At 41.6% G+C, this 20,740-nt stretch carries 13 protein-coding genes and 1 riboswitch; of the genes, 1 reads left to right on the top strand and 12 read right to left on the bottom strand.

Annotated elements, in window-relative coordinates; genetic code table 11:
* Positions 1–876: 876 nt before the first annotated feature.
* The 12 genes from guaA to MKY65_RS06750 all read right to left on the bottom strand — a co-directional run bounded on the left by guaA (position 877) and on the right by MKY65_RS06750 (position 18,481).
* Positions 877–2,412, bottom strand: a complete 1,536-nt coding sequence (guaA, locus tag MKY65_RS06805; protein WP_339183469.1) for a glutamine-hydrolyzing GMP synthase — start codon at positions 2,410–2,412, stop codon at positions 877–879.
* 174 nt (positions 2,413–2,586) lie between these two features.
* Positions 2,587–2,688, bottom strand: a riboswitch (purine riboswitch).
* Positions 2,689–2,770: 82 nt separating this feature from the next.
* Entirely contained in the window at positions 2,771–4,972 is a 2,202-nt protein-coding gene (locus tag MKY65_RS06800) for a transglutaminaseTgpA domain-containing protein (protein WP_339183468.1), read from the bottom strand.
* Positions 4,969–6,237: a DUF58 domain-containing protein gene (locus tag MKY65_RS06795; protein WP_339183466.1), complete on the bottom strand. Its 1,269-nt coding sequence runs from the start codon at positions 6,235–6,237 to the stop codon at positions 4,969–4,971. Before MKY65_RS06795 ends, MKY65_RS06800 begins: the two co-directional genes overlap by 4 nt.
* Entirely contained in the window at positions 6,234–7,202 is a 969-nt protein-coding gene (locus MKY65_RS06790) for a MoxR family ATPase (RefSeq protein ID WP_339185147.1), read from the bottom strand. The genes MKY65_RS06795 and MKY65_RS06790 overlap by 4 nt, the downstream gene beginning before the upstream one ends.
* Positions 7,203–7,549: 347 nt before the next feature.
* Positions 7,550–8,398 carry an aldo/keto reductase gene (locus tag MKY65_RS06785; RefSeq protein WP_339183465.1) on the bottom strand — a complete coding sequence of 283 codons (849 nt, stop codon included), beginning with the start codon at positions 8,396–8,398 and terminating at the stop codon, positions 7,550–7,552.
* A gap of 120 nt (positions 8,399–8,518) precedes the next feature.
* Positions 8,519–9,502 carry an aldo/keto reductase gene (locus tag MKY65_RS06780; protein ID WP_339183463.1) on the bottom strand — a complete coding sequence of 328 codons (984 nt, stop codon included), beginning with the start codon at positions 9,500–9,502 and terminating at the stop codon, positions 8,519–8,521.
* Between the two features lie 335 nt (positions 9,503–9,837).
* On the bottom strand, positions 9,838–10,416 hold the full coding sequence (locus tag MKY65_RS06775; protein ID WP_339183462.1) for a DapH/DapD/GlmU-related protein: 579 nt from the start codon (positions 10,414–10,416) through the stop codon (positions 9,838–9,840).
* A 241-nt stretch (positions 10,417–10,657) separates the two neighbouring features.
* Positions 10,658–12,190: an AbgT family transporter gene (locus MKY65_RS06770; protein ID WP_339183461.1), complete on the bottom strand. Its 1,533-nt coding sequence runs from the start codon at positions 12,188–12,190 to the stop codon at positions 10,658–10,660.
* A gap of 277 nt (positions 12,191–12,467) precedes the next feature.
* A complete protein-coding gene (locus MKY65_RS06765; RefSeq protein WP_339183460.1) occupies positions 12,468–13,673 on the bottom strand; it encodes a cystathionine gamma-synthase family protein in 1,206 nt (401 codons plus the stop codon).
* 30 nt (positions 13,674–13,703) lie between these two features.
* The gene (locus MKY65_RS06760; RefSeq protein ID WP_193063092.1) at positions 13,704–14,924 is read right to left on the bottom strand and encodes a M24 family metallopeptidase; all 1,221 of its coding nucleotides are present in this window, start codon (positions 14,922–14,924) and stop codon (positions 13,704–13,706) included.
* Between the two features lie 218 nt (positions 14,925–15,142).
* A complete protein-coding gene (locus MKY65_RS06755) occupies positions 15,143–16,822 on the bottom strand; it encodes a PucR family transcriptional regulator ligand-binding domain-containing protein (RefSeq protein WP_339183458.1) in 1,680 nt (559 codons plus the stop codon).
* A 171-nt stretch (positions 16,823–16,993) separates the two neighbouring features.
* The gene (locus tag MKY65_RS06750; protein WP_339183457.1) at positions 16,994–18,481 is read right to left on the bottom strand and encodes an amidase family protein; all 1,488 of its coding nucleotides are present in this window, start codon (positions 18,479–18,481) and stop codon (positions 16,994–16,996) included.
* A gap of 590 nt (positions 18,482–19,071) precedes the next feature.
* Between MKY65_RS06750 and MKY65_RS06745 the strand changes: the two genes are divergently transcribed.
* The gene (locus MKY65_RS06745; protein WP_339183455.1) at positions 19,072–20,649 is read left to right on the top strand and encodes a BCCT family transporter; all 1,578 of its coding nucleotides are present in this window, start codon (positions 19,072–19,074) and stop codon (positions 20,647–20,649) included.
* The last annotated feature ends 91 nt before the right edge of the window (positions 20,650–20,740 follow it).

Raw genomic sequence — 20,740 nt, 5'->3', positions numbered from 1 at the left:
AAATTAAAATCAGTTCCACTCACATACTAAATTCCAAATTATAATCCATCTGTTGAGTATTAATAAAGTTCTTTACTTTTATAGCCGGAAAGCCACATTGTTCCGTTCAACCATACGTCATTATCAAAAAATAGTTCTTTACTTTTACTCAACAATCGCATCCGTTAATTGAATACTGTTATTTCATTTGCCATTCATTTACAATTATTAAGTCAAATATGTTTAAAGGATGTAAAGCCGGAAAATAATAATCTTCCACCGGATCCCATCAAAAATGCCAATCTATATCATCTGTTTCTTCCCGTAGATTATGACGCCTGTACCGGACATCAGAAAATACGTCTACAAGTACTTTAACGTCAACAAAGTCATTCAACCAATATGAACTGTAGATGCCATCAATAATGATTTGTGAAGGCTCTTTTACTATCGTATTTGAAGGTAAATTATTCATAGACAAAAAATAATAAGGATAATATATTGCCTTTTTTCCGGCAAGTAAAGGTAGGTAGGAGCGCTTCTTTGCTTAATCATTCAAAATCAATACATAAACGGCATTTCTTTTCAACTGAAAAAGTATCCCAATCTGCATCAGGTATTATTACTCACAGTTAATTATCCCCTTATAACATAATAAGTTTTCCATCAGTTTATCAAACTAACTGGCTCATTTGTGGTATAAAAAGTATTTTAAATCAATCTTTTAATCCCCATTTTAACCTTGACCGATTTTATTCAAAAACCTAAAAATACACCCTACTAAAATTCAATGAAAAAAATTCCCTACCAAAATTTTTCTTTGGTAGGGAACTATATTATTTTTATCCATTTTATATACCGTCAAATCAACAAATTATAATTGGTAGTTTTTACCAATCACTCCCACTCTATGGTAGCTGGGGGCTTAGAGGTAACATCATACACTACTCTGTTAATATTATCTACATCATTCACCAGACGAGTAGAAATCTTCTCCAGAACATCCCAAGGAATCCGCGCCCAATCCGAAGTCATTCCATCAATCGAAGTTACCGCACGAATCCCAATTGTATGTGCATACGTACGAGCATCTCCCATGACACCAACACTCTTGATGTTTGGAAGGACAGTGAAGTATTGCCAGATGTCACGGTCAAGACCTGCTTTAGCAATTTCTTCACGAAGAATCGCATCGGATTCACGAACGATTTCTAAGTGTTCTTCCGTTACTTCACCTAGGATACGGATAGCAAGTCCCGGTCCTGGGAATGGCTGACGCCAAACAATACGGTCAGGGATTCCTAATTGCGAACCTAATTCACGTACTTCATCTTTGAATAATGTATTTAATGGCTCAATTAATTCAAATTGCATATCTTCCGGCAGGCCGCCTACATTGTGATGTGATTTGATGGTTTGAGCTGTGTCTGTACCACTTTCAATCACGTCTGTGTAAAGCGTTCCTTGCGCCAAGAAATCAATATCCTTTAATTTTGCTGCTTCATCGTCAAATACATAGATGAATTCATTTCCGATGATTTTACGTTTTTGCTCTGGATCGGAAACGCCTGCTAATTTAGATAAGAAGCGGTCTTTTGCATCGACTTTGATAATATTCATCTGGAAGTCTTCTGCAAATACTTCCATCACGTCGTCTGCTTCATTTTTACGAAGGAGACCGTGATCAACAAAGATACAAGTCAGCTGGTCGCCGATGGCCTTATGAATTAAAGCAGCAACAACAGAGGAGTCTACCCCGCCGCTTAATGCGCAAAGTACGTTGCGGTCGCCGACAGTTTCCTTGATCTTTTCTGTTTCCATTTCGATAAAGTTTGCAATCGTCCAGTCTCCTGTACATTTACACACATCGAAGACAAAGCTGTTTAATAAATCATTTCCATACTCGGAATGACGTACTTCGGGATGGAATTGTACCCCATACATTTGCTTATCAATATCGCTGATAGCAGCAACTGGTGTAGATGGACTTGTTGCATCAACGATGAAAGAAGGTGGTGCTGCAGTTACTTTATCGCCGTGACTCATCCACACCGTTTGTTTTGTCGGTGTATCTTTAAATAGAGCCGGGCTTTCATTTAATTCGATTAATGCTTTTCCGTATTCGCGGTTTTTGGATGCTTCTACTTTTCCGCCAAAATGCAGGGACATTAATTGCATGCCATAGCAAATACCGAGGACAGGAATTCCTAATTCAAAGATTTCCTCATCACAACGGAAGCTGTCTTCGCCATAAACACTGTGCGGTCCGCCGGAAAGAATGATTCCTTTTGGATTCATTTCTTTGATTTCTGCAGCGGTCAGTTTATGTGAATGAAGCTCACTATATACGCCAAATTCACGAATACGGCGTGTGATTAATTGGTTATATTGACTGCCAAAATCTAAAACCAGTACTAATTCATTGTTCTCCATAACTAGACTCCAATCTGTATCTTTTATAGAAAATAGCTTGTAAACTATACGTTCCTTTACCCTGTATTCGAAATCCTTTGTCTCACCTATTAAAAAGCCCGGCTTCCACCTTTCTACTTCCTGCAGCTCACGCACACAAAAAATCATAGAAAGGCAGAATCCGGGCAGCATAAGCAAACCTTCTTCTGCCTTCATAGTCGAGTCATTTACGGTGACCCGGTAGAAACTTTCGAACCTTATTTTCGAGGATATACGAAAGGCATATGTCAAACGATAATTTTTCATTATGGGAAGACATATTCTTACAACGTCTCCCACAGTATTTCCTTTTTCATTCTACTAATTGATACGCCCCGGGTCAAGCCATTATTTGATTGATTAAATTTTTCCATAATTGAATTATTTCCTCTTTTTCACCTGTGAGCCGTTTACTGTAAATCATCCGCTCGTAGATTCTTGTCAGCTTGCTCATTTCTACGGCAGAAAGATGCTCATCCACTCTTCGGGCAAACTCCCTTAAGGTTTCGTCACTTCCTCGTTTGAAACCTTTTTTACCTGTAAGCTTTAACAGGTAGAGATAGGCTTCCTGGAATGCTGTCTCATCAAAATGGTTTTCCAGTTTTCTTTGTAAGAAATAAATCCGTATCTCTCTACGTTTTATATAAAGAGCAAGTAGCAGCAGCAACAGAACAATCGCTATTCCAATAAGGATATAACCTGTTAGTGCAGAAATCCCTGTTTCTTCATCGGAAGCAGCTGTATCTTCTTCCTGATCTTCTGCTTCATCTGTCTCTTCTTCCTCTTCTGCGCCTTCTTCCTGGTCTAATTCTGGTGCTTCAAGCGGTTCTTCTTCCTCTGGCAAAGGATAATCATTTTCATCGACATCCGCTTCGAAGTCAGCCATATTGGTGAAGCCTTGTGTCGGTTCAAACGGCACCCAGCCCACCTCTGGAAAATAGACCTCTACCCAGGAATGGGCATTGCTGTTGGCAACTTCATTCACATGCGTTTGTTCTTCAGCATTGGAATCGATTCGTTCTCCGCTTGTGAAGCCTTTCGCCCATCTAGCTGGAATCCCTTCTGACCGGAGCATTACAACCATGGCAGTGGAGAAGTTATCGCAATAGCCAATCTGTGTCTCAAATAAAAATTGGTCGACATAGTCCTCTTCTTCTCTCGGCCTCGGAATATCGGTGGTCTGGTATTCAAAGCCATTTGCACTGAAATAACGCTCGATTGCGCGTGCTTTATCGTATCTTGTTTCATGATTTTCTGTTATTTCTGCGGCTAAATCTCCCACTCTTTCCGGAAGATCCTCCGGCAGCTGTGTGTAACGGTCCCGGACTTCTTCAGGATCCTGTTCGGAATTATTCTGCAGTGCATCGATATCAAAGGATGGATTTTCATAGGTTATTTCATAAGTCTCCAAAGGGCTGTCTGCTCCATATAAGGTTGTTTCGATTCCTTCCAGACTTTCATCAAGGAAAAATTGAAATGGTTCTTCCGTTGTTATAGTGGAAATACCATAAGGATAAACGACCTTTGGCAGCCGGTTACTTCCCGTAAAAGTAACCTGTGCATCTAAGGTTTCTGTCTCAACATGGTTATCAAAGGTCGATAACGAAATTTGTCCCTCTGGCTGGTCCAGAAGATTTCGGTCTTGAGAGGTTTCCCAACCCTTTCCTGTATAGACATCCTTTGTTTCGATTCGCCAATAATGGTCCTCTTCTACGGTCGCTTCGAAAAGGACTGTATCATCCTGGACAAAGGACCCGCCAAGCTGGGAATCATCTTCTCCGTATCCAACCCGTCCTGTTCCGATGCCGCTATCTCCTATGTTATCGGCAGCGCCCTGCAAAAATGGCAGCGGGTCCGGCCATTGCGGATCAGCTTTCGGAGCTTGATACCCGATAATACTTACGATCGCTACGACGAACACAAGCGGCAGCAGCCAATATTTTAATCGTTCGCTGACAGAAATAGGAATTCGTTTATTTTCAATCTCCTTGCTTAAACTGGACATTCCGAGCGCAATAAAGGAAATAATAAAGATACGGACAATTGCTGCAGCGCCTTCATATACCGTAAATGTATCCAAAATACCGATATAGACAAAAGTCAATAGAATAAATAAGATAATATTTTTCATTCTCACAAACCAGTAATAAAGCAGATAGCTCATCAGCCAAATGAGCACCAGGAATAATAGACTTCTGAAAAAGTTGGTAAGCATATACCAGTCGCCGGAAATCATCAACTCCAGATTATACATGACTTCCTGTAGAACCTCTCCTGCCCAATTCAGGTCTAAAAAGCTCGTCTCAAAGTAAAGCATATGGATGATAAAAAGCAATCCCAGCCCTTTTACTGGGATACTAATCAGCCAATGCAGCTGAAAATAAGAAATAAAAAAACAGTACAGCGCGAATAACACAAAAACACCAATGCTTGTTTCCGAAATATCTCCAAGCGGATAGAGCCATTCTAAGAAAAGGGAAAATCCTGCAATATACAATAACAGCGTGTGCAGCGTTTTTACTTGTTTCTGGGTCTTTATCATTTAAAAATCACCTCAACCGGATCCGCCGCCATCTGCTCCGGACTTAATTCCTGTACAGCTATCCCGGAAAATCGCAAAGGCTCAAGCACATGCTTCTCCTCTTCCGACAAGGTTTTCTCTGGATGGATATAAATAATCGACAGATACTTCATACGCTGTCTAGCTTCTTGGACAGCCTGTACAAATTGGGAATCAATGGATGTTACAATCAAAAAGATAAGATCCGCTTGGTGGAAATGAGCCATTTCTTCACGGAACCGGATGGAAAAAGATCCCTGTTGTTCCTGTCTCGCTGTCAGAAGATAATACTTCATCCGTTCCATTTGATGCTCGCTTTGTCCCAGCTCAAATACATGCGGCCTTTCACCAATGGAAAGAAAGCTTGTCTGGTAATCTTTCTTTGCTATTTTTTCTATAAAAGATAAACTCATTTCAATCGATGCTTCATAGATGAGCTGATTTTTCTTCCCGTTCATAAAATTATCATGAACCAGCAAGATATCCATGCTTTTCTCCCGGTCAAATTCCTTGGTCATCATCGTTTGTTTTCTTGCTGTCTGTTTCCAGTCAATCCATGCGAAACGGTCCCCTGGAGCATATTCTCTTGCTCCGGAAGCAACGGTCGTATTCATATGCTGTAATTGATTGGATAGCACTCCGCCCTGCTCGTAGCTTGCCATATCACTCACTAAACGAAGCTCATGCTCATAGGGATAGACAGCAAATGTATTTTCCACCTGAAAATCACGGCTTTTCTTAATAAAACCAAAAATATCCCCTGTTTGGATTGTTACTTTATCCAGTACATGCTCTCCGCGCGGCAGGGATTGTATCGAATAACTGAATGTAAAATTTCTGCGGAATAGAGGAAATAACATACGTATCAGCCTGCGGGAAACTGTCATTTGTCCTGAAGCCTGAGAAGAAAGGTATTTCGCCTTCTTTGTATCTTCCTTCATTAAAGACTGGGGAAATTTTTCTTCAAACGTACAATATAATAAAGGAAATGGCAGCTTCCGTTTTAGATGTACCTTCACAATGATTTCATCTCCCGCCTGACATACGGGATTCTCGATTTCCCGGTAAATCTGCCAGGTACGCAGTGGATAGGTGGCAAAGAGGAGCTGGTAGATGCCGATTGGCAGGTAGCCATAAAATAAAAACCAGCTGACAAATCCGCCTTGAAACATGGCATAGCAAAAGAGAATAACAATGAGTGCCAAAACGCCAAAGCTGCGAAGGATGATCCGGAGATTCTCCTTCATTCTCCGAAGCCTTTCTTAATCGGGATATGAGCAGACTGAATAATAGAATCAAGAATTTCCTCACTTGATTTGCCTTGATATCGTGCTTCTGCTTTCAGCATCACCCGGTGAGCTAACACATAAGAAGCGAGATACTTCACATCATCCGGGATGACATAATCTCTTCCTTCGATATACGCATACGCTTTGGAGGCTTCCATTAAAGCAAGTGACCCTCTCGGACTCACACCTAAATAAATCGAATGGTGTGATCTCGTACGAGTGACAATATTTAAGATATATTGCTGGATCGTTTCGTCTATATAGACACTTTTGGCTTCTTCCTGCGCCAGCAATAATTCCTCCTGCGACATGACTGCCTGAATCTCTTCAATCGGATGATGGCTTTTATTTCTCGCAAGCATCTCTAATTCATCCTCATAGGTTGGATAGCCCATGCGCAATTTTAATAGAAAGCGATCAAGCTGTGCTTCTGGTAACGGATAGGTTCCTTCATATTCAATCGGGTTTTGAGTTGCCATCACAAAGAAAGGACTATTCAACCGCCGTGTCTCTCCGTCTACGGTGACGCTCTTTTCTTCCATCGCTTCCAGCAAGGCGGATTGCGTCTTTGGAGACGTCCGGTTAATCTCATCTGCCAGAAGAATATTTCCAAAAATCGGTCCTTCCCGAAACTCAAATTCTAGTTCTTTAGGATTGTAAATAGACACCCCTGTCACATCCGACGGCAGCAGGTCTGGTGTGAATTGAATCCGGCTAAAATCACAATTGACTGATTTTGCTAACGTGCGGACCAGCATTGTTTTCCCTACTCCTGGAACATCCTCCAATAAAACGTGACCTTCTGTTAACAAGGCTACTAAACTTAATTTTACAATTTCCTCTTTGCCAAAAATAACGTCATTGATATTATTTAACACATCTTGAATCTGTGTATTTTCTGCTAACTTTTCCTGTTCCATCATCACCCTCCTTATCTTCCTGAACCTTTCTGCCTTTCATGTTACTATATTAGGAAACATATTGAAACGAAATGCATTCCAAAGATTTAGTTATCTCTTATTATGGACAAACGATAGAATGAATATTCAACTTAGATAGTTTAATCCCATTCTATTTTTTATAAGAATCTTTCAGTTGAGGAGGAAAAGACCACTAAATGAAATGTCACTTAATAATTTCACCTTACAATATAAAGTGAACTTTATGTCAACGAATTACGCTGCCATTTTCAACATGTAAAAAAGCGGCCGAGGTTTCTTCTTCCTCAGCCGCTTTTTCCTTACTGTGATATATTTTTTTAATACCCTTTCTACCATAAAGCAAGGGGCTGCTTCGAGGCTGGTTCAGGATACACTGTATCGATTTGCTTCAAGTTCTGCTCTGTTAGTTCAATTTCCGCTGCCTTTATATTATTTAAAACATGATTCGGATTACTGGATTGCGGGATAGCAATTGTTCTTCCATTCCGTATCGACCAGGCTAATAAAATTTGGAAGACGTCTGCCTCGTGTTTTTCTGCTATCTCCTTTAACACCTGCTGTTTCGTTAAATTCGCTCCAAAGCTGTCGCCGCGGTCAATTGGAGAATAAGCAATCACGGGCATGTTTTGCTGAGCCATCATCGGCACTAAATCAAATTCGATACCTCTGTTTGCGACATTATAGCGTACTTGATTCGCTTTGCAGTTATTCCCGCCCGGTAAATGAATCACATGCTCCAAATCGTCCACGTCTAAATTAGAAACGCCCCATGCTTTGATTTTGCCTTGGTTTTTTGCCTCCTCTAAAGCTTCTACCGTTTCTTTAAGAGGAACTTCTTCTTTCCAATGCAGTAAATATAAGTCGATATAATCGGTTTCTAATCTTTTTAAACTATTATCCAAGCTGACTGGCAAATCTTTTTTTGATGCATTCGACGGGAGAACTTTTGAAATAAGAAATAAATCTTCCCGGGCGTAAGGTTTTATAGCGCTTCCAACTAATTTCTCCGCATTCCCGCTGCCGTACATTTCAGCCGTATCAATCAATTGTACACCCTGATCAATCCCGGTACGGATGGCCTGTACTTCTTGATTAAATGTATCCGCCTTGTCTCCCATGTTCATGGTGCCTAAGCCAATCGGCAACACTTCTCTGCCGGCAGTTTCCACCTTTTTCATTGCGCTTCACTCCTCTTTTTAGGATCTGCTTTCTATGTCTGTTCCACTCTTAGAGCAAAATGAAACGCAAAAGAGGCGGTATCGAGAAAATAACGAGTTTTACTCCTTTCTTTTAAAATATTAAAGCGCCCCAACGACTGGATGAGGAATATATAATTCTTCCAGATAATCTATCTCTTCAGACGTCAACTGAATATCTAATGCAGCTACTGCGCTTTCAATATGACTTTCTTTTTGGGCACCGATGATTGGAGCTGCAACCTGATTCTGGTGAAGAAGCCAAGCCAGGGCAACTTTATCTCTTGTTGTCTGATGGTTGTTTGCTATTTCACCCACACGTTTTACGATGCCATTATCCGATTCCATCATAGCATCATATTTAGACTGTTGTACGGTATCAGTTTCTGAGCGATACGTCGTTTTAGACAAGTCACGTGTCAATCTTCCTGAAGCAAGCGGACTATACGGTGTGAGTGCTATTTTCTCATCCTCGCAGAACGGAACCATTTCACGCTCTTCTTCCCGATAGATTAAATTATAATGATTTTGCATGGAGACGAATTTCGTCCAGCCATGGCGTTCCGCTACCCGCTGGGCTTTTTGGAACTGCCACGCATACATGGCGCTGGCACCGATATAACGTGCTTTTCCAGACTTCACCACATCGTGCAGTGCCTCCATCGTTTCTTCAATCGGCGTATCGTAATCCCAGCGATGAATAATATATAAATCAACATAATCTGTTCCGAGGCGTTCTAAACTATGATCTATTTCACTCATAATTGCTTTTCGGGATAAACCGCCTCCATTCGGGCGATCCGGACGCATCGTCTGGTGTACTTTGGTAGCCAGAACGATATCATCACGATTGGCATAATCGTTTAACGCTTTCCCAAGAATCCGTTCACTTTCTCCCATGGAATAAACATTCGCCGTATCAAAGAAATTAATTCCTGCATCAATCGCTTTTTTTATCACAGGGCGGCTTTTTTCTTCATTTAAAACCCATTTATGAATCCATTTTTCGGGATCTCCAAATCCCATCGCTCCCAAGCAGATACGAGATACATCCAGACCAGTATTGCCAAACTTTACATATTCCATCTAAAACATCCTCCTTTTGGTTAAGAATATACGCTTTTTTCTAACGGTTGCCAACAAATCTAGTTTATCTATCCCTCATTATCTATCATTATAAAACGCGGTATCTTTGACAACAAATGCCTAGATTGCATGCAAACTATACTCTAAAAGCATATCTATATCACTTACGACAAATGGGATTTATCACATTTTTGATAAATCCCATTTGTTTATTATCTATATTCAATTTCCAAAACAGGCATTGTTTAAACCATGTTCTTTTACTGCAAATCGCTCTGACCAGCCAGTGGCATACTTCTTATTTCCGTTCTTCTGCCAGCTAAAAATAACGAGGATTACTTTATTTTATCCTCTAGATTCGATATAAATTTAGCAGGGTTCCCGCCAACGATTGTATCCGGCGGGACATCCTTAGTAACGACGGATCCGGCTGCAACAACCGAATTTTCACCGATTGTTACCCCAGGAAGAATAGTTGCATTTGAACCAATCCAGGTTCTCTGCTTCAATTCAATGGGTTTAAGGTACATCGTTCCCCGGTTTAACGGATCATAGTCATGATTGATAGTTGCGAACACAACATTATGCCCGATTAAGCTTCCATCACCGATAATAATTTGCCCCTGATCTTGAAAACGGCATCCAGAATTTATAAATACATTTTTCCCGATTCTTATGTTCTTTCCAAAATCGGAGGTAAACGGTAGAAACAAGGAAAAACTTTCATCTAATTCTTGGCCGGTAATCTGGGACATCTGCTGTCTGATTTCTTCATTGGTATACACGCCATTATTTAATATGGCACATAATCGCCTCGTTTCATCTGATACGGCCACCATTGCCTTATTGACTTCTGAACCGCCATGAATCACACCTTCTTCTGCCATTTTTGATAACAATTCCTCTAATTCCATGTGGATCGTTCCCTTCCAGCTGTATTTCTATTTCATTCACTATTTTAATAAAACACCGTCATGACCTTAATGCTCATCCAATCTTACTTCCATTTAAACATAGCGATTAATGCTTTTCCATGATTTTATAGTGACTTCGTTCTACCTTTCTCAGGATGGATAAGCAAAATGGAACGATTATTAAAATAATAAACAAATTAAAAAACCATGAAAAGCTGTCACACTCTTCATGGTTTTTAATTTATCCGTAATAAATCGGTCCGTTTGGTCCAAGAGGAATACCCAGCCACATCCAAACAATCAGCATAATCGTCCAGCCTATCAAGAAGAAGATAGAATATGGAAGCATGGTCGATACCAGGGTTCCAATTCCCATTTTCTTATCATATTTCTGGGCAAAGGCAATAATTACTGCAAAGTATGTCATCAATGGCGAGATAATATTTGTTGCTGAATCAGCGACACGATAAGCCATCTGCGTAAATTCCGGCGCATAGCCAAGCTGCATCATAATCGGAACAAATACTGGAGCCATCATGGCCCATTTTGCAGATGCACTTCCAATAAAGATATTGATAAATGCTGCAATCAGAATAAACAACAGAATTAAACCAATTCCGCTAAAGTTTACACTGTCTAAGAATTCTGCTCCGTAAACACCAATCACAAGTCCCATATTGGTTTCATTAAAGTAAGCAACAAATTGCCCGGCTGTGAACGCAAGCACGATAAACATCCCCATCGACGCCATCGTATCGCTCATTTGTGCTGCAACATCTTTATCATTTTTAATTTCTTTTGTTACCAAACCGTAAACAAGTCCCGGTATTAAGAATAGAATAGCGATAATCGGTACAAGGGAATCCATAAATGGCGACATGATAATCCCATCGATGCCTGCGTCCTCCCCGCGTAATGGTGCATTTGAAGGGATAACCAGCAATGCTGCTAAAACAAGAGATACGACAAAAGATACACCTGTCCAGATTAATCCTTTTTTCTCTGTTGCAGAAATTCCTTTAATATCTTCATTTGCTTCCCCTTTATACGTACCAAGACGAGGCTCTACAATTTTTTCCGTTACCCAGGCACCAATAATCGTAAGCACAAACACAGATACTGCAATAAAGCCCCAGTTCATCGCAATATTCATTTGCTCTGCATAGGCAGGGTCAATAATTGCTGCTCCGGCGATGGTCATTTCTCCAAGCATCACATCTGTTCCGGATAAGAATAAGTTCGCACTAAAGCCGCCAGATACGCCGGCAAATGCTGCCGCAAGACCTGCTAATGGATGACGCCCGAGTGCTGCAAAAATTAATGCACCCAATGGAGGCAAAACAACGTATCCTGCATCAGAAGCCACACTGGACATTACCCCGGCAAAAACGATACCTAATGTAATAAAGCGATTCGGGATTGCCAATACAAACCCGCGCAGCAGCGCACTGATAAGGCCTGTCCGCTCTGCTACCCCGATACCAAGCATTGTAACAAGTACTACACCAAGCGGCGCAAATCCGATAAAGTTATCGGTCATACTGCCGAAAATATATTCAATCCCCTCCGCGTTCAGAAGATTCTTAATTTCCACCGCTTCTCCTGGATCACCAGGATTTTCAACACTTATATTAAATGGCTGTAATGCCGCAGAAAGGACTACAACCAGCAAGGCCAAAATGGCAAATAATGTAGCCGGGTGCGGCAATTTATTTCCGACCACTTCCACAAAATCTAAAAACCGTTGAAATGGATTCTTTTTCTCTTTAGACATATTGTCGCTCCTCTCTTTTTGGTAAATCGATAATATTCTGACTAATAAAAGGCCTAGAGAACGGTTTTCATTATACATAGTTTACCTATTAATGAAAACCTTTTCTGTAAAAGTAATAAAAGTGACATTAGGTATAATTTTATGAATACTGTATTTATTACCACAGAGAGCCTTCTGCAGCACGCTCTCGGAGGTTTGTCTTATATTCTTATCGTGCAATGAAAAAACCGAATGAACGATGCCCATTCGGTTTTTTCATGTTTATTCATTATGATTATCAAGAAGGCAGCTTTTCTGATTTTGCCGCTTCCAGCGCCTGATCAAAATCATGAATAATATCATCGACAGCTTCAATACCGCAGGAAACACGGATAAGTCCTTCCGGAATACCAAGCGCTGCCCGCTCCTCTGGTGTGCATTCCACATGGCTGGTTGTTCTTGCCGGTCCTACCGTTGTTTCCACTGCCCCTAAGTTCGCAGCACGATGGGCAAACTGCAGCTTTGGAAGTACTTTTCGGACTGTATCGATGCCTCCCTTTACAGAAAAGCTCAGCATGCCGCCGAAAGCATCCATCTGTTTTTTAGCGATATCATGATTGGGATGTTCTGGCAGACCAGGATAAAATACATCCTCCACGATATCCTGTTTTTGAAGGTATAATGCCAGCGCCATCGCATTTTTACATTGCTCACGAACACGCAGATGTAATGTTTTCATACCGCGGAGGACTAAATAAGCAGCCATGGGGTCCATTGTAGCACCATTGATTTCCCGATAATGGAAAATAGGCTCAATCAACGCTTTCCTGCCGCAGACGACACCGCCTAAAGCATCGGCATGCCCTCCCAAAAACTTGGTCGCACTGTGGATGACAAGATCTGCTCCAAGAGCCAGCGGACGTTGATTCATCGGTGTCGCAAACGTATTATCTACAATCACTAATGCGCCCGCTTCTTTCCCTGCCTTAGACATCCGTTCAATATCGGTTATTTTTACAGTTGGATTCGTAGGCGTTTCTAAATATAAAATTTCACAGCCTTTTTTAATCTCTTTCTCCATTTCTTCCATATTTCCTGTATCGCATAAATGAACTTCAATTTGCTGGCGCGGAAGAAATTCGGAAAATATTTTATTCGTTCCGCCATAAGTGTCTTTAATAGAAACAATTCGATCTCCCGGAACTAAAAACGTAGCTAATGTATTGCTGATTGCTGCCATTCCCGTTGAAAAACTGGTTACCGCTTCCGCCCCTTCCATTTCTTTGATTTTATCTTCAAAGGATTGGACGGTTGGATTCGTATTCCGTCCATAAATATGCCCTGCTTTTTTTCCTGTAGCTACGTCAAACCATTCATCGATATCATCATAATTATAGGCTACGCTCAACACAACAGGCACCTGCGTCGCTCCATGAACCAAATAATCCGCTTCTCCCGCCCAGACTGTTTTGGTCGCCAAGTCAATTTCTTTCTTGTGTGTCATTTTCTCAGCCTCCTATTTTTCCGCCTTCCCTTACCCGGCAGAATTTTCATTTTTGCCTTCTTCTATCTCTTTCATTGGCATGGATTCCTTGACATAAAGATTTCTTGGTACGTTTCCAAATGTCTTGCAGCCTGTTTCTGTCACATAGAAAGACTCACTGACTTCAAAGCTTTCCCCCTCCGACCAGATAGCAGGAATGAGATGGAATGTCATATTGGGACGGATAATCGTTTTATCCCCTTTTCGAATACTTGCTGTATGCTCCCCCCAGTCTGGAGGATAATTTAATCCCATCGAATAGCCGAGACGTGACTCTTTGAAGACGCCGTGTCTCTCTACCGTTTTCCGCCAAACTGCTTCTATTTCCTCACAGGTGACTCCCGGCTTAATAAAATCAAGACATACATGTAACCCTTCTAAAACAATAGATGACAGGTTTTTCATCGATACAGACGGCTTTCCAATTTGAACGGTCCGTGCAATCGGGGCATGATAGCGCTGATAGCAGCCTGACAGCTCTAAAATAACGGTCTCATTCATCTGATAGGGCTGATCCGTCCATGTTAAATGAGGCGTGGAAGTCCGTTCCCCGGCTGGGAGCAACGGTATAATCGCTGGATAATCGCCGCCAAATTGCGGCGTTCCCCGGAATTGTGCATAGCTGATTTGGGCAGCGACATCACAGCCTCTGACCCCTTCATTCACCAGGTCGATTCCTGCCTGCATCGCCTGTTCAGAAATCACTGCAGCCCGCTCCATCATCGCTAATTCCACTGGAGACTTTTCGATACGCAGCCAATTCACGAGTAACGTCGCGTCTTTAAATAATGCATCCGGAAGCCCTTGAGTTAACGCAGCATAACATTTTGCCGTAAAATAATAACTATCCATTTCCACACCAATATGACGGCTGCTCAGACCAATTTCTGTTAAAATCGAAGCAATAAAATCCATTGGATGGGTTATCCGCGAATGTACATACGTGTCTGGATAAGCAATTATATTTTCTTCCCGCAGCCATGTGGTCACTTTTGCAGCATTGGCATCTGCTGTTCTCCCTATCCAGATTGGCTGCTCCTCCTCATCAATTACAATCAGCATTTGATGAACATAGAAGGACCAGCCGTCAAAACCGGTTAAATAATACATATTTGCCGGATTGGTGATAAGCAATACTTCTATTTCCTGCTTTGCCATACTCTCCTTTGTCTTCGCTAAACGTTCCCGGTACTCCTCTCGATCCACTTTCACAGCAAACAAGCCCCCTCCCCATCTTCCTATTTTCCCAAAATGCTCTTCTGCGATGAAATGATATTTATTTCTGTTTGAATTTATTATATATTTAAACTATTCTTTAAATCATCCGACATTTTGTATGAAAAGAAAATTATTTTATTATACAGTTAGGAGGTGTCGTCCTAAATAAAAAAGCATGATCTCCATACAGACCATACTTTTCGTTCTTCCACTCATGTGTTGTTTATTTCCCATGCTCTCATACTCAGCTCCAACAGGAATAAATGATGAGAATCATGGAGCGACAGTCCCGTCAGCGCTTCTATTTTTCGCAAGCGGTATAACAATGACTGTCGGTGAAGATGGAGTGATTGAGCTGTTTTACTGACATTTCCCCGATGCTGCTGAAAAGTGAGAAATGTTTCTATCAGATTAATCTTCCTTTCTTCTTGATACGTTAACAGCGGCTCTAATACGTCCTCCCTGATGGTATCCATTTCTGAAATAGGTTGAAGCTGCAACAAGATCCGCTCAAGCACTGTATCTTCATACCATGTACGCGGATTTCCTTTCTTTTCTCCAATTTGCATTGCCTGTTTTGCTTCGATAAATGATCTTTGAAAATCGGTAAATGATTCTACTTTTCCACTAACTGCCCAACGTAAAGTTACCTCAGGAAAAAAATGTTTTAGCCGTCTGTCAACCAAATCCAAAAAATCCGTCGCAAGCTGATAATCCGTCTGATGCTCGATATGCAAATATACCAAAAATGCTTCCTCTGTTTGCGTCATCATCACTTCTTGTTTTAACGTCTGCGCAGCATATACCAGTTCTTCCTCTAAGTAGCCGTGCATCGTTTTCTCCCATAGAGAATAAGTGCCTGATGCATGTTTCCTTTGTTTATAAATCTCCCGCAGTTTTTCCGGCTGAGCAAGAATGCATACATACGTATGATAAATAGAGTACCCTAACGGATTTGCACGTAAATCCGCCTCTTCCGCATTACGAAATTTTCCTTTTGCCAGTTCTTCGACAAAATCACTGCGCAGTTTATTCTCTGTTGCTTCCACGGCATTTCTTTTAGAGAGCCATAAGGCGATCGTTGTAGCCGCATGCTCCAGTATTTGACCGTATTTATTTAAAAAGGGCTCGTAAGCTGCCTGATTGGGAAGTTCTACAAATAAATAGCCTTTCGCTTCGCCGGTTACCTGCAAAATAGGAATTTGAATCAGCTCTTTATCCAGAAAAGCAACTAAATCAAATTTTTGCCTATATGGATCACGCATGAATCTATCTTGCCGGAGAATGATTTCCTCTTCCATTTGAAAAACAAGCTGCCATTTTTCCTGTGCTCCTTTTGAATACTCCTCTAAATCATACAAACGGAAGTTATGATCCGTCAGGTATACATTTGCAGCTACCTGCATTTGGATAAATTCCAGCAGCTCATGCAGACGTTTTTCTTCCAGAAGAAATTGCAGCAGCTCCTGCTGTACCTTCACATTCTGAAGGATTTCCGAACTTTTCCTCTGTGCCAGCTCCTCCATGACGAATTCCACAATCGTTGCAAAACGGATTTCCCAAGGAATGCGAATCATTGTTAAACAATGCGATTCTGCCAACGCTTTGATTTCAGACGGTATCTCATTAATATGTCTCCCTGTTGCAATGACTAATGCACTCGCTTCTGCACGGATAATATCTTCTACAAATTGCATGAAAGCATCCAAATCATCTTTACAGCCAAGCGCTGTAGTTAAAACAAGCTCATTTTTCCGGACAAAATTCTCCACAGGCATTTCAATGACAGATACCCATTGGATTTTCTTCTCAGAAAAGTTCGATTTCCCTGTCTCGACAACAGCCTGTGCAAATAACTCTTCCTGCAACATATCTTGAACTGTAATTTCCATTTGGTCCCTCCTCGACGCTTCTTTTATTCTATTTAAACTACTTTTTCATTATTCTAACAGATATCAAAAAATGAAAGGAATGGAGAAGCCTAGAAATAGGACACCAAAAAAAGAATCAGGCAAGCTCTTCCTTAGCAGCATTTGCTTCTTTTTTTCATGGAGTAAGGTTTATTATGAAAAATAAGGATTACCCTGCATGCCCTTCCATAAATCACTGTTCTCTGTTTCATAGGCAAGCTGCAACAGACGATGCTCCCCGCCTTTTCCTGCCATAACCTGCACACCGATTGGCAATCCATTATCCGTGACATAAAGCGGTAAAGAAATAGCCGGCTGACCTGTTAAGTTAGCAAGCTGCGTAAATGGGGTGTACGTTAAACTGGGCAGAAACATATCGTAAATGATGCTCTGCTTTTCCTTTTCAACAGCCATTCTTTCCTTAAATTCCTGTTCCTTTTGCGCTGTCATCGTCAGCTCCCCGACCTTTGGAGCATGAAAAGCGGCAGCCGGAGAAATATAGAAATCATAGGACTGATGGAAAATAGACATAATTTCTGCTGCACGGTCCCAGGACGCCAGACTGTCCGAATAGTCTGCAGCTGATACAGATTTTCCAGCTTGATGAAGCAGCCATGACTCGATTTCCATATCTTCTGCTGTCAATGAGGTTCCCATTGCCTTTTCAAGTCCGCGGACAACACTATTCATTTCCCCGCTGTTCATCACATAGTAGTCCCGCATCAGCTGGACCCCGTCAACGGGAGAAATTTTTTCTTCCACAATATGTCCATTCTGTTCCAAATGGCGGACAAACTGCAGCACTGCTTTTTTTGCATCATCGGATACAGGGGTGTTTGCCGGTGAGTCTGTAGTGAAAGCAATCCGCAGTTGGGGAAGCTTGGCAGACAGCGTATGCTGATACCCCGCTTCATATAACGGCGTCTGAAAGGCTGCATGAGGCTCCACCACCTGTAACTGGTCCAGCATGGCAGCAGCGTCCCGTACGGTTTTGGTTAATACAAAATTAATCGATGCTCCCTGCCACTGCCTGCCGACCCCCGGCCCTACAGGAGTTCGTCCGCGTGTCGGCTTTAATCCGACCAGCCCGCTAAAGGATGCAGGTATGCGGATCGAACCGCCGCCGTCGCTTGCTCCTGCCATCGGGACAACACCAGAGGCAATAGCAGCTGCTGCCCCTCCGCTTGATCCGCCAGGAGAGTAAGCCGGGTTCCAAGGATTTCTTGTCGGTCCATACAGCGTTGGTTCGGTAATGTTTTTCAAGCCAAATTCGGGGCTGTTGGTATGTCCCATAAATAAAAAGCCCGCTTCCCGAAATTTTTTAACAAAATAATTATCATGCTTCTCTACATGATTCTGAAGCAGCCGCGAGCCTGAGGTTAATTTTTCTCCTTCAATGGCTTGTGAGATATTTTTCATCAATATGGGAACACCTGAAAAAGCAGCTTCTTGAACAAGAAATTGATTTGCTTCTTTTTTCACTGCTTCCTCCCGTTGATGGGTAGTGATATTTAACTCGGGATTCACTTGATGCAGCTGCCTAAAGGCGGTTTCTACTAATTCAGAGGGCTGTACCTCTTTTCGCCGGATAAGCTCTGCCAGACCCGTTGCATCATAGTTTTTATATTCATGAAACTTCATCGAATCACTTCCTTATATTTCTTTTTTAATAGGGAAACAACCGGCCCATCTCTGATTCGGATTGCTGCAATATATTTAGTACAGCGCCTGTCTGAATCTGTTTAGTGGGAATGTCATCGTATTTTCTTCAAAGAGTTGTATCTATTTCCCAATTTCCTTTTATTCTATCTTATTTTTACCATAAACGATACGGTTTCAAACTGCCCGGAACAAAGCCTCCTCCATCTAAATACCCTTGATAAAATCTGCAGAGAATATTATAATGATATCGTTTTACAAATGGCGACTTTTCTCTACAATATTCTGCCTCAGCATTCGCATCGTCTGCTATCAGGAATAATTCCGCTTCCTAAATAGCTGACGAAAAAAATAATACCGTCCTTTTCCGTTCCGAATGTTAAATAATTTCTGTTTTTAACTATACCGTTTGCGAGAGCGTTTCTGCCTGGAAGCATAAGCTCCTTTTAAATTGTTTGTAAACGGATATATAGGGAAGCATACAAAACAAGGCAGGTCCTTTTTAAACCATTGATTCAGATAGTTATCCATGGCATCCAAAATACGCACAACACAGATGAGGAGATGAATAAATGAATAAACGTTTAATAGACTGGCCTACTTTCATATTAGCGCTTGTTATTTTGTTTAGTGTCGTTATTCCATTGATTTTATTCCCGGAAGCCGGCGCATCCGTTATTAATCAGGCGAATGAATTTGTCACCGGAAATTTTGGTATTCTATACTTATTATTGGGACTCGGCGTCCTAATCTTTCTAATCTATGTGTCATTCAGCAGAAACGGTAACATAAAACTCGGCGACAGAAATACGAAAAAAGAATTCGGAACATTTTCATGGGCTGCCATGCTCTTTTCCGCAGGTATCGGCTCCAGTATATTATACTGGGGAATGATTGAATGGGCTTACTATTATGAAGGACCGCCATTTGGCATTACACCCGAATCGGAGGAAGCTATCAACTGGGCAGCAAGCTACGGAATGTTCCACTGGGGTCCTGTTGCGTGGGCATTATATACATTACCGGCACTGCCGATTGCTTACTTCTACTATGTCCGAAAGAAGCCTGTACTTAAAATCAGCGAAGCTTCCCGGCCGGTTATTGGCAAACACGCAGATGGACCGCTGGGGACAATAATTGATGTCTTATTTATTTTCGGTCTGCTTGGCGGAGCCGGGACAACGCTGGCACTTGGTACGCCAATGATTGCAGAAGGCGTGAATCACGTTACTGGTATTCCTGTATCGTTGGGAATGCAGGCAGTCATTATGCTCATATGTACTGCTATATTTGCTTTCAGTTCTTATTCCGGGATTAATAAAGGAATTAAATTGCTGAGTGATTTAAATATTTGGCTTGTTCTGTTCCTATTAACTTTTGTATTTATTTTTGGTCCAACCTTATTTATCAGTGAAATGACGTTCACAAGTATCGGACGGATTGTCAATAATATCTTTTCCATGGCAACCTGGCTTGAGCCGCTTGCCTCTGTCCCAGGATATGAAGCCACCAATTTCCCAGAAACCTGGACAGTTTTCTACTGGGCATGGTGGGTTGTTTATGCACCGTTTGTCGGGCTCTTTGTAGCTAGAATTTCGCGAGGAAGAACCATCAAAGAGATGGTTCTTGGAACATTAATTTACGGAACACTGGGCTGTGTCCTGTTCTTTGGGATTTTAGGAAATTATGGCCTTTATCTACAGCTGTCCCAATCCTTCGATGTGATTGGATTTATGAATGAATATGGAGCTCCGGCTGCCATTATTGCTATTTTGGATCAGCTGCCGATCTCCTGGTTTATTATTCCTGTCTTCACGATACTCGCTATTATTTTCTTAGCGACCACCTTTGATTCAGCTTCTTATATTTTGGCAGCTGTGGCCCAAAGAAAATTAATCGGCGGCGAGCCAATGCGCTGGCATCGGATTTTCTGGGCATTTATGCTAATGATTTTGCCGATGGCGTTAATGTTTATCGGCGGGTTGGAGACCTTGCAAACAGCCAGTATTGTTGCCGGATTCCCGGTTATTTTCATCATGATTCTGCTGGCATGGTCGTTTATGCGGGCTTCTACAGAAGATTTGAATAAGCAGAGAGAGGCAAGAAAACCAAAATCGATTACGATCGAAAATATAAGCAGGAAGGATTAGCTTTTGTTTCCTGAAGGTTGCTGTCTTTCTGCAAAAAATGATTGTTAATACACAAAAACGCACTTGTGCTTCAGAGCTTTCCGCTCGCACA

Source organism: Oceanobacillus sp. FSL W7-1293 (assembly GCF_037969815.1).
GTDB lineage: Bacteria > Bacillota > Bacilli > Bacillales > Amphibacillaceae > Oceanobacillus > Oceanobacillus oncorhynchi.
The sequence above is the reverse complement of the archived record's forward strand: the minus strand, read 5'-3'. Positions and strand labels throughout refer to the sequence as shown.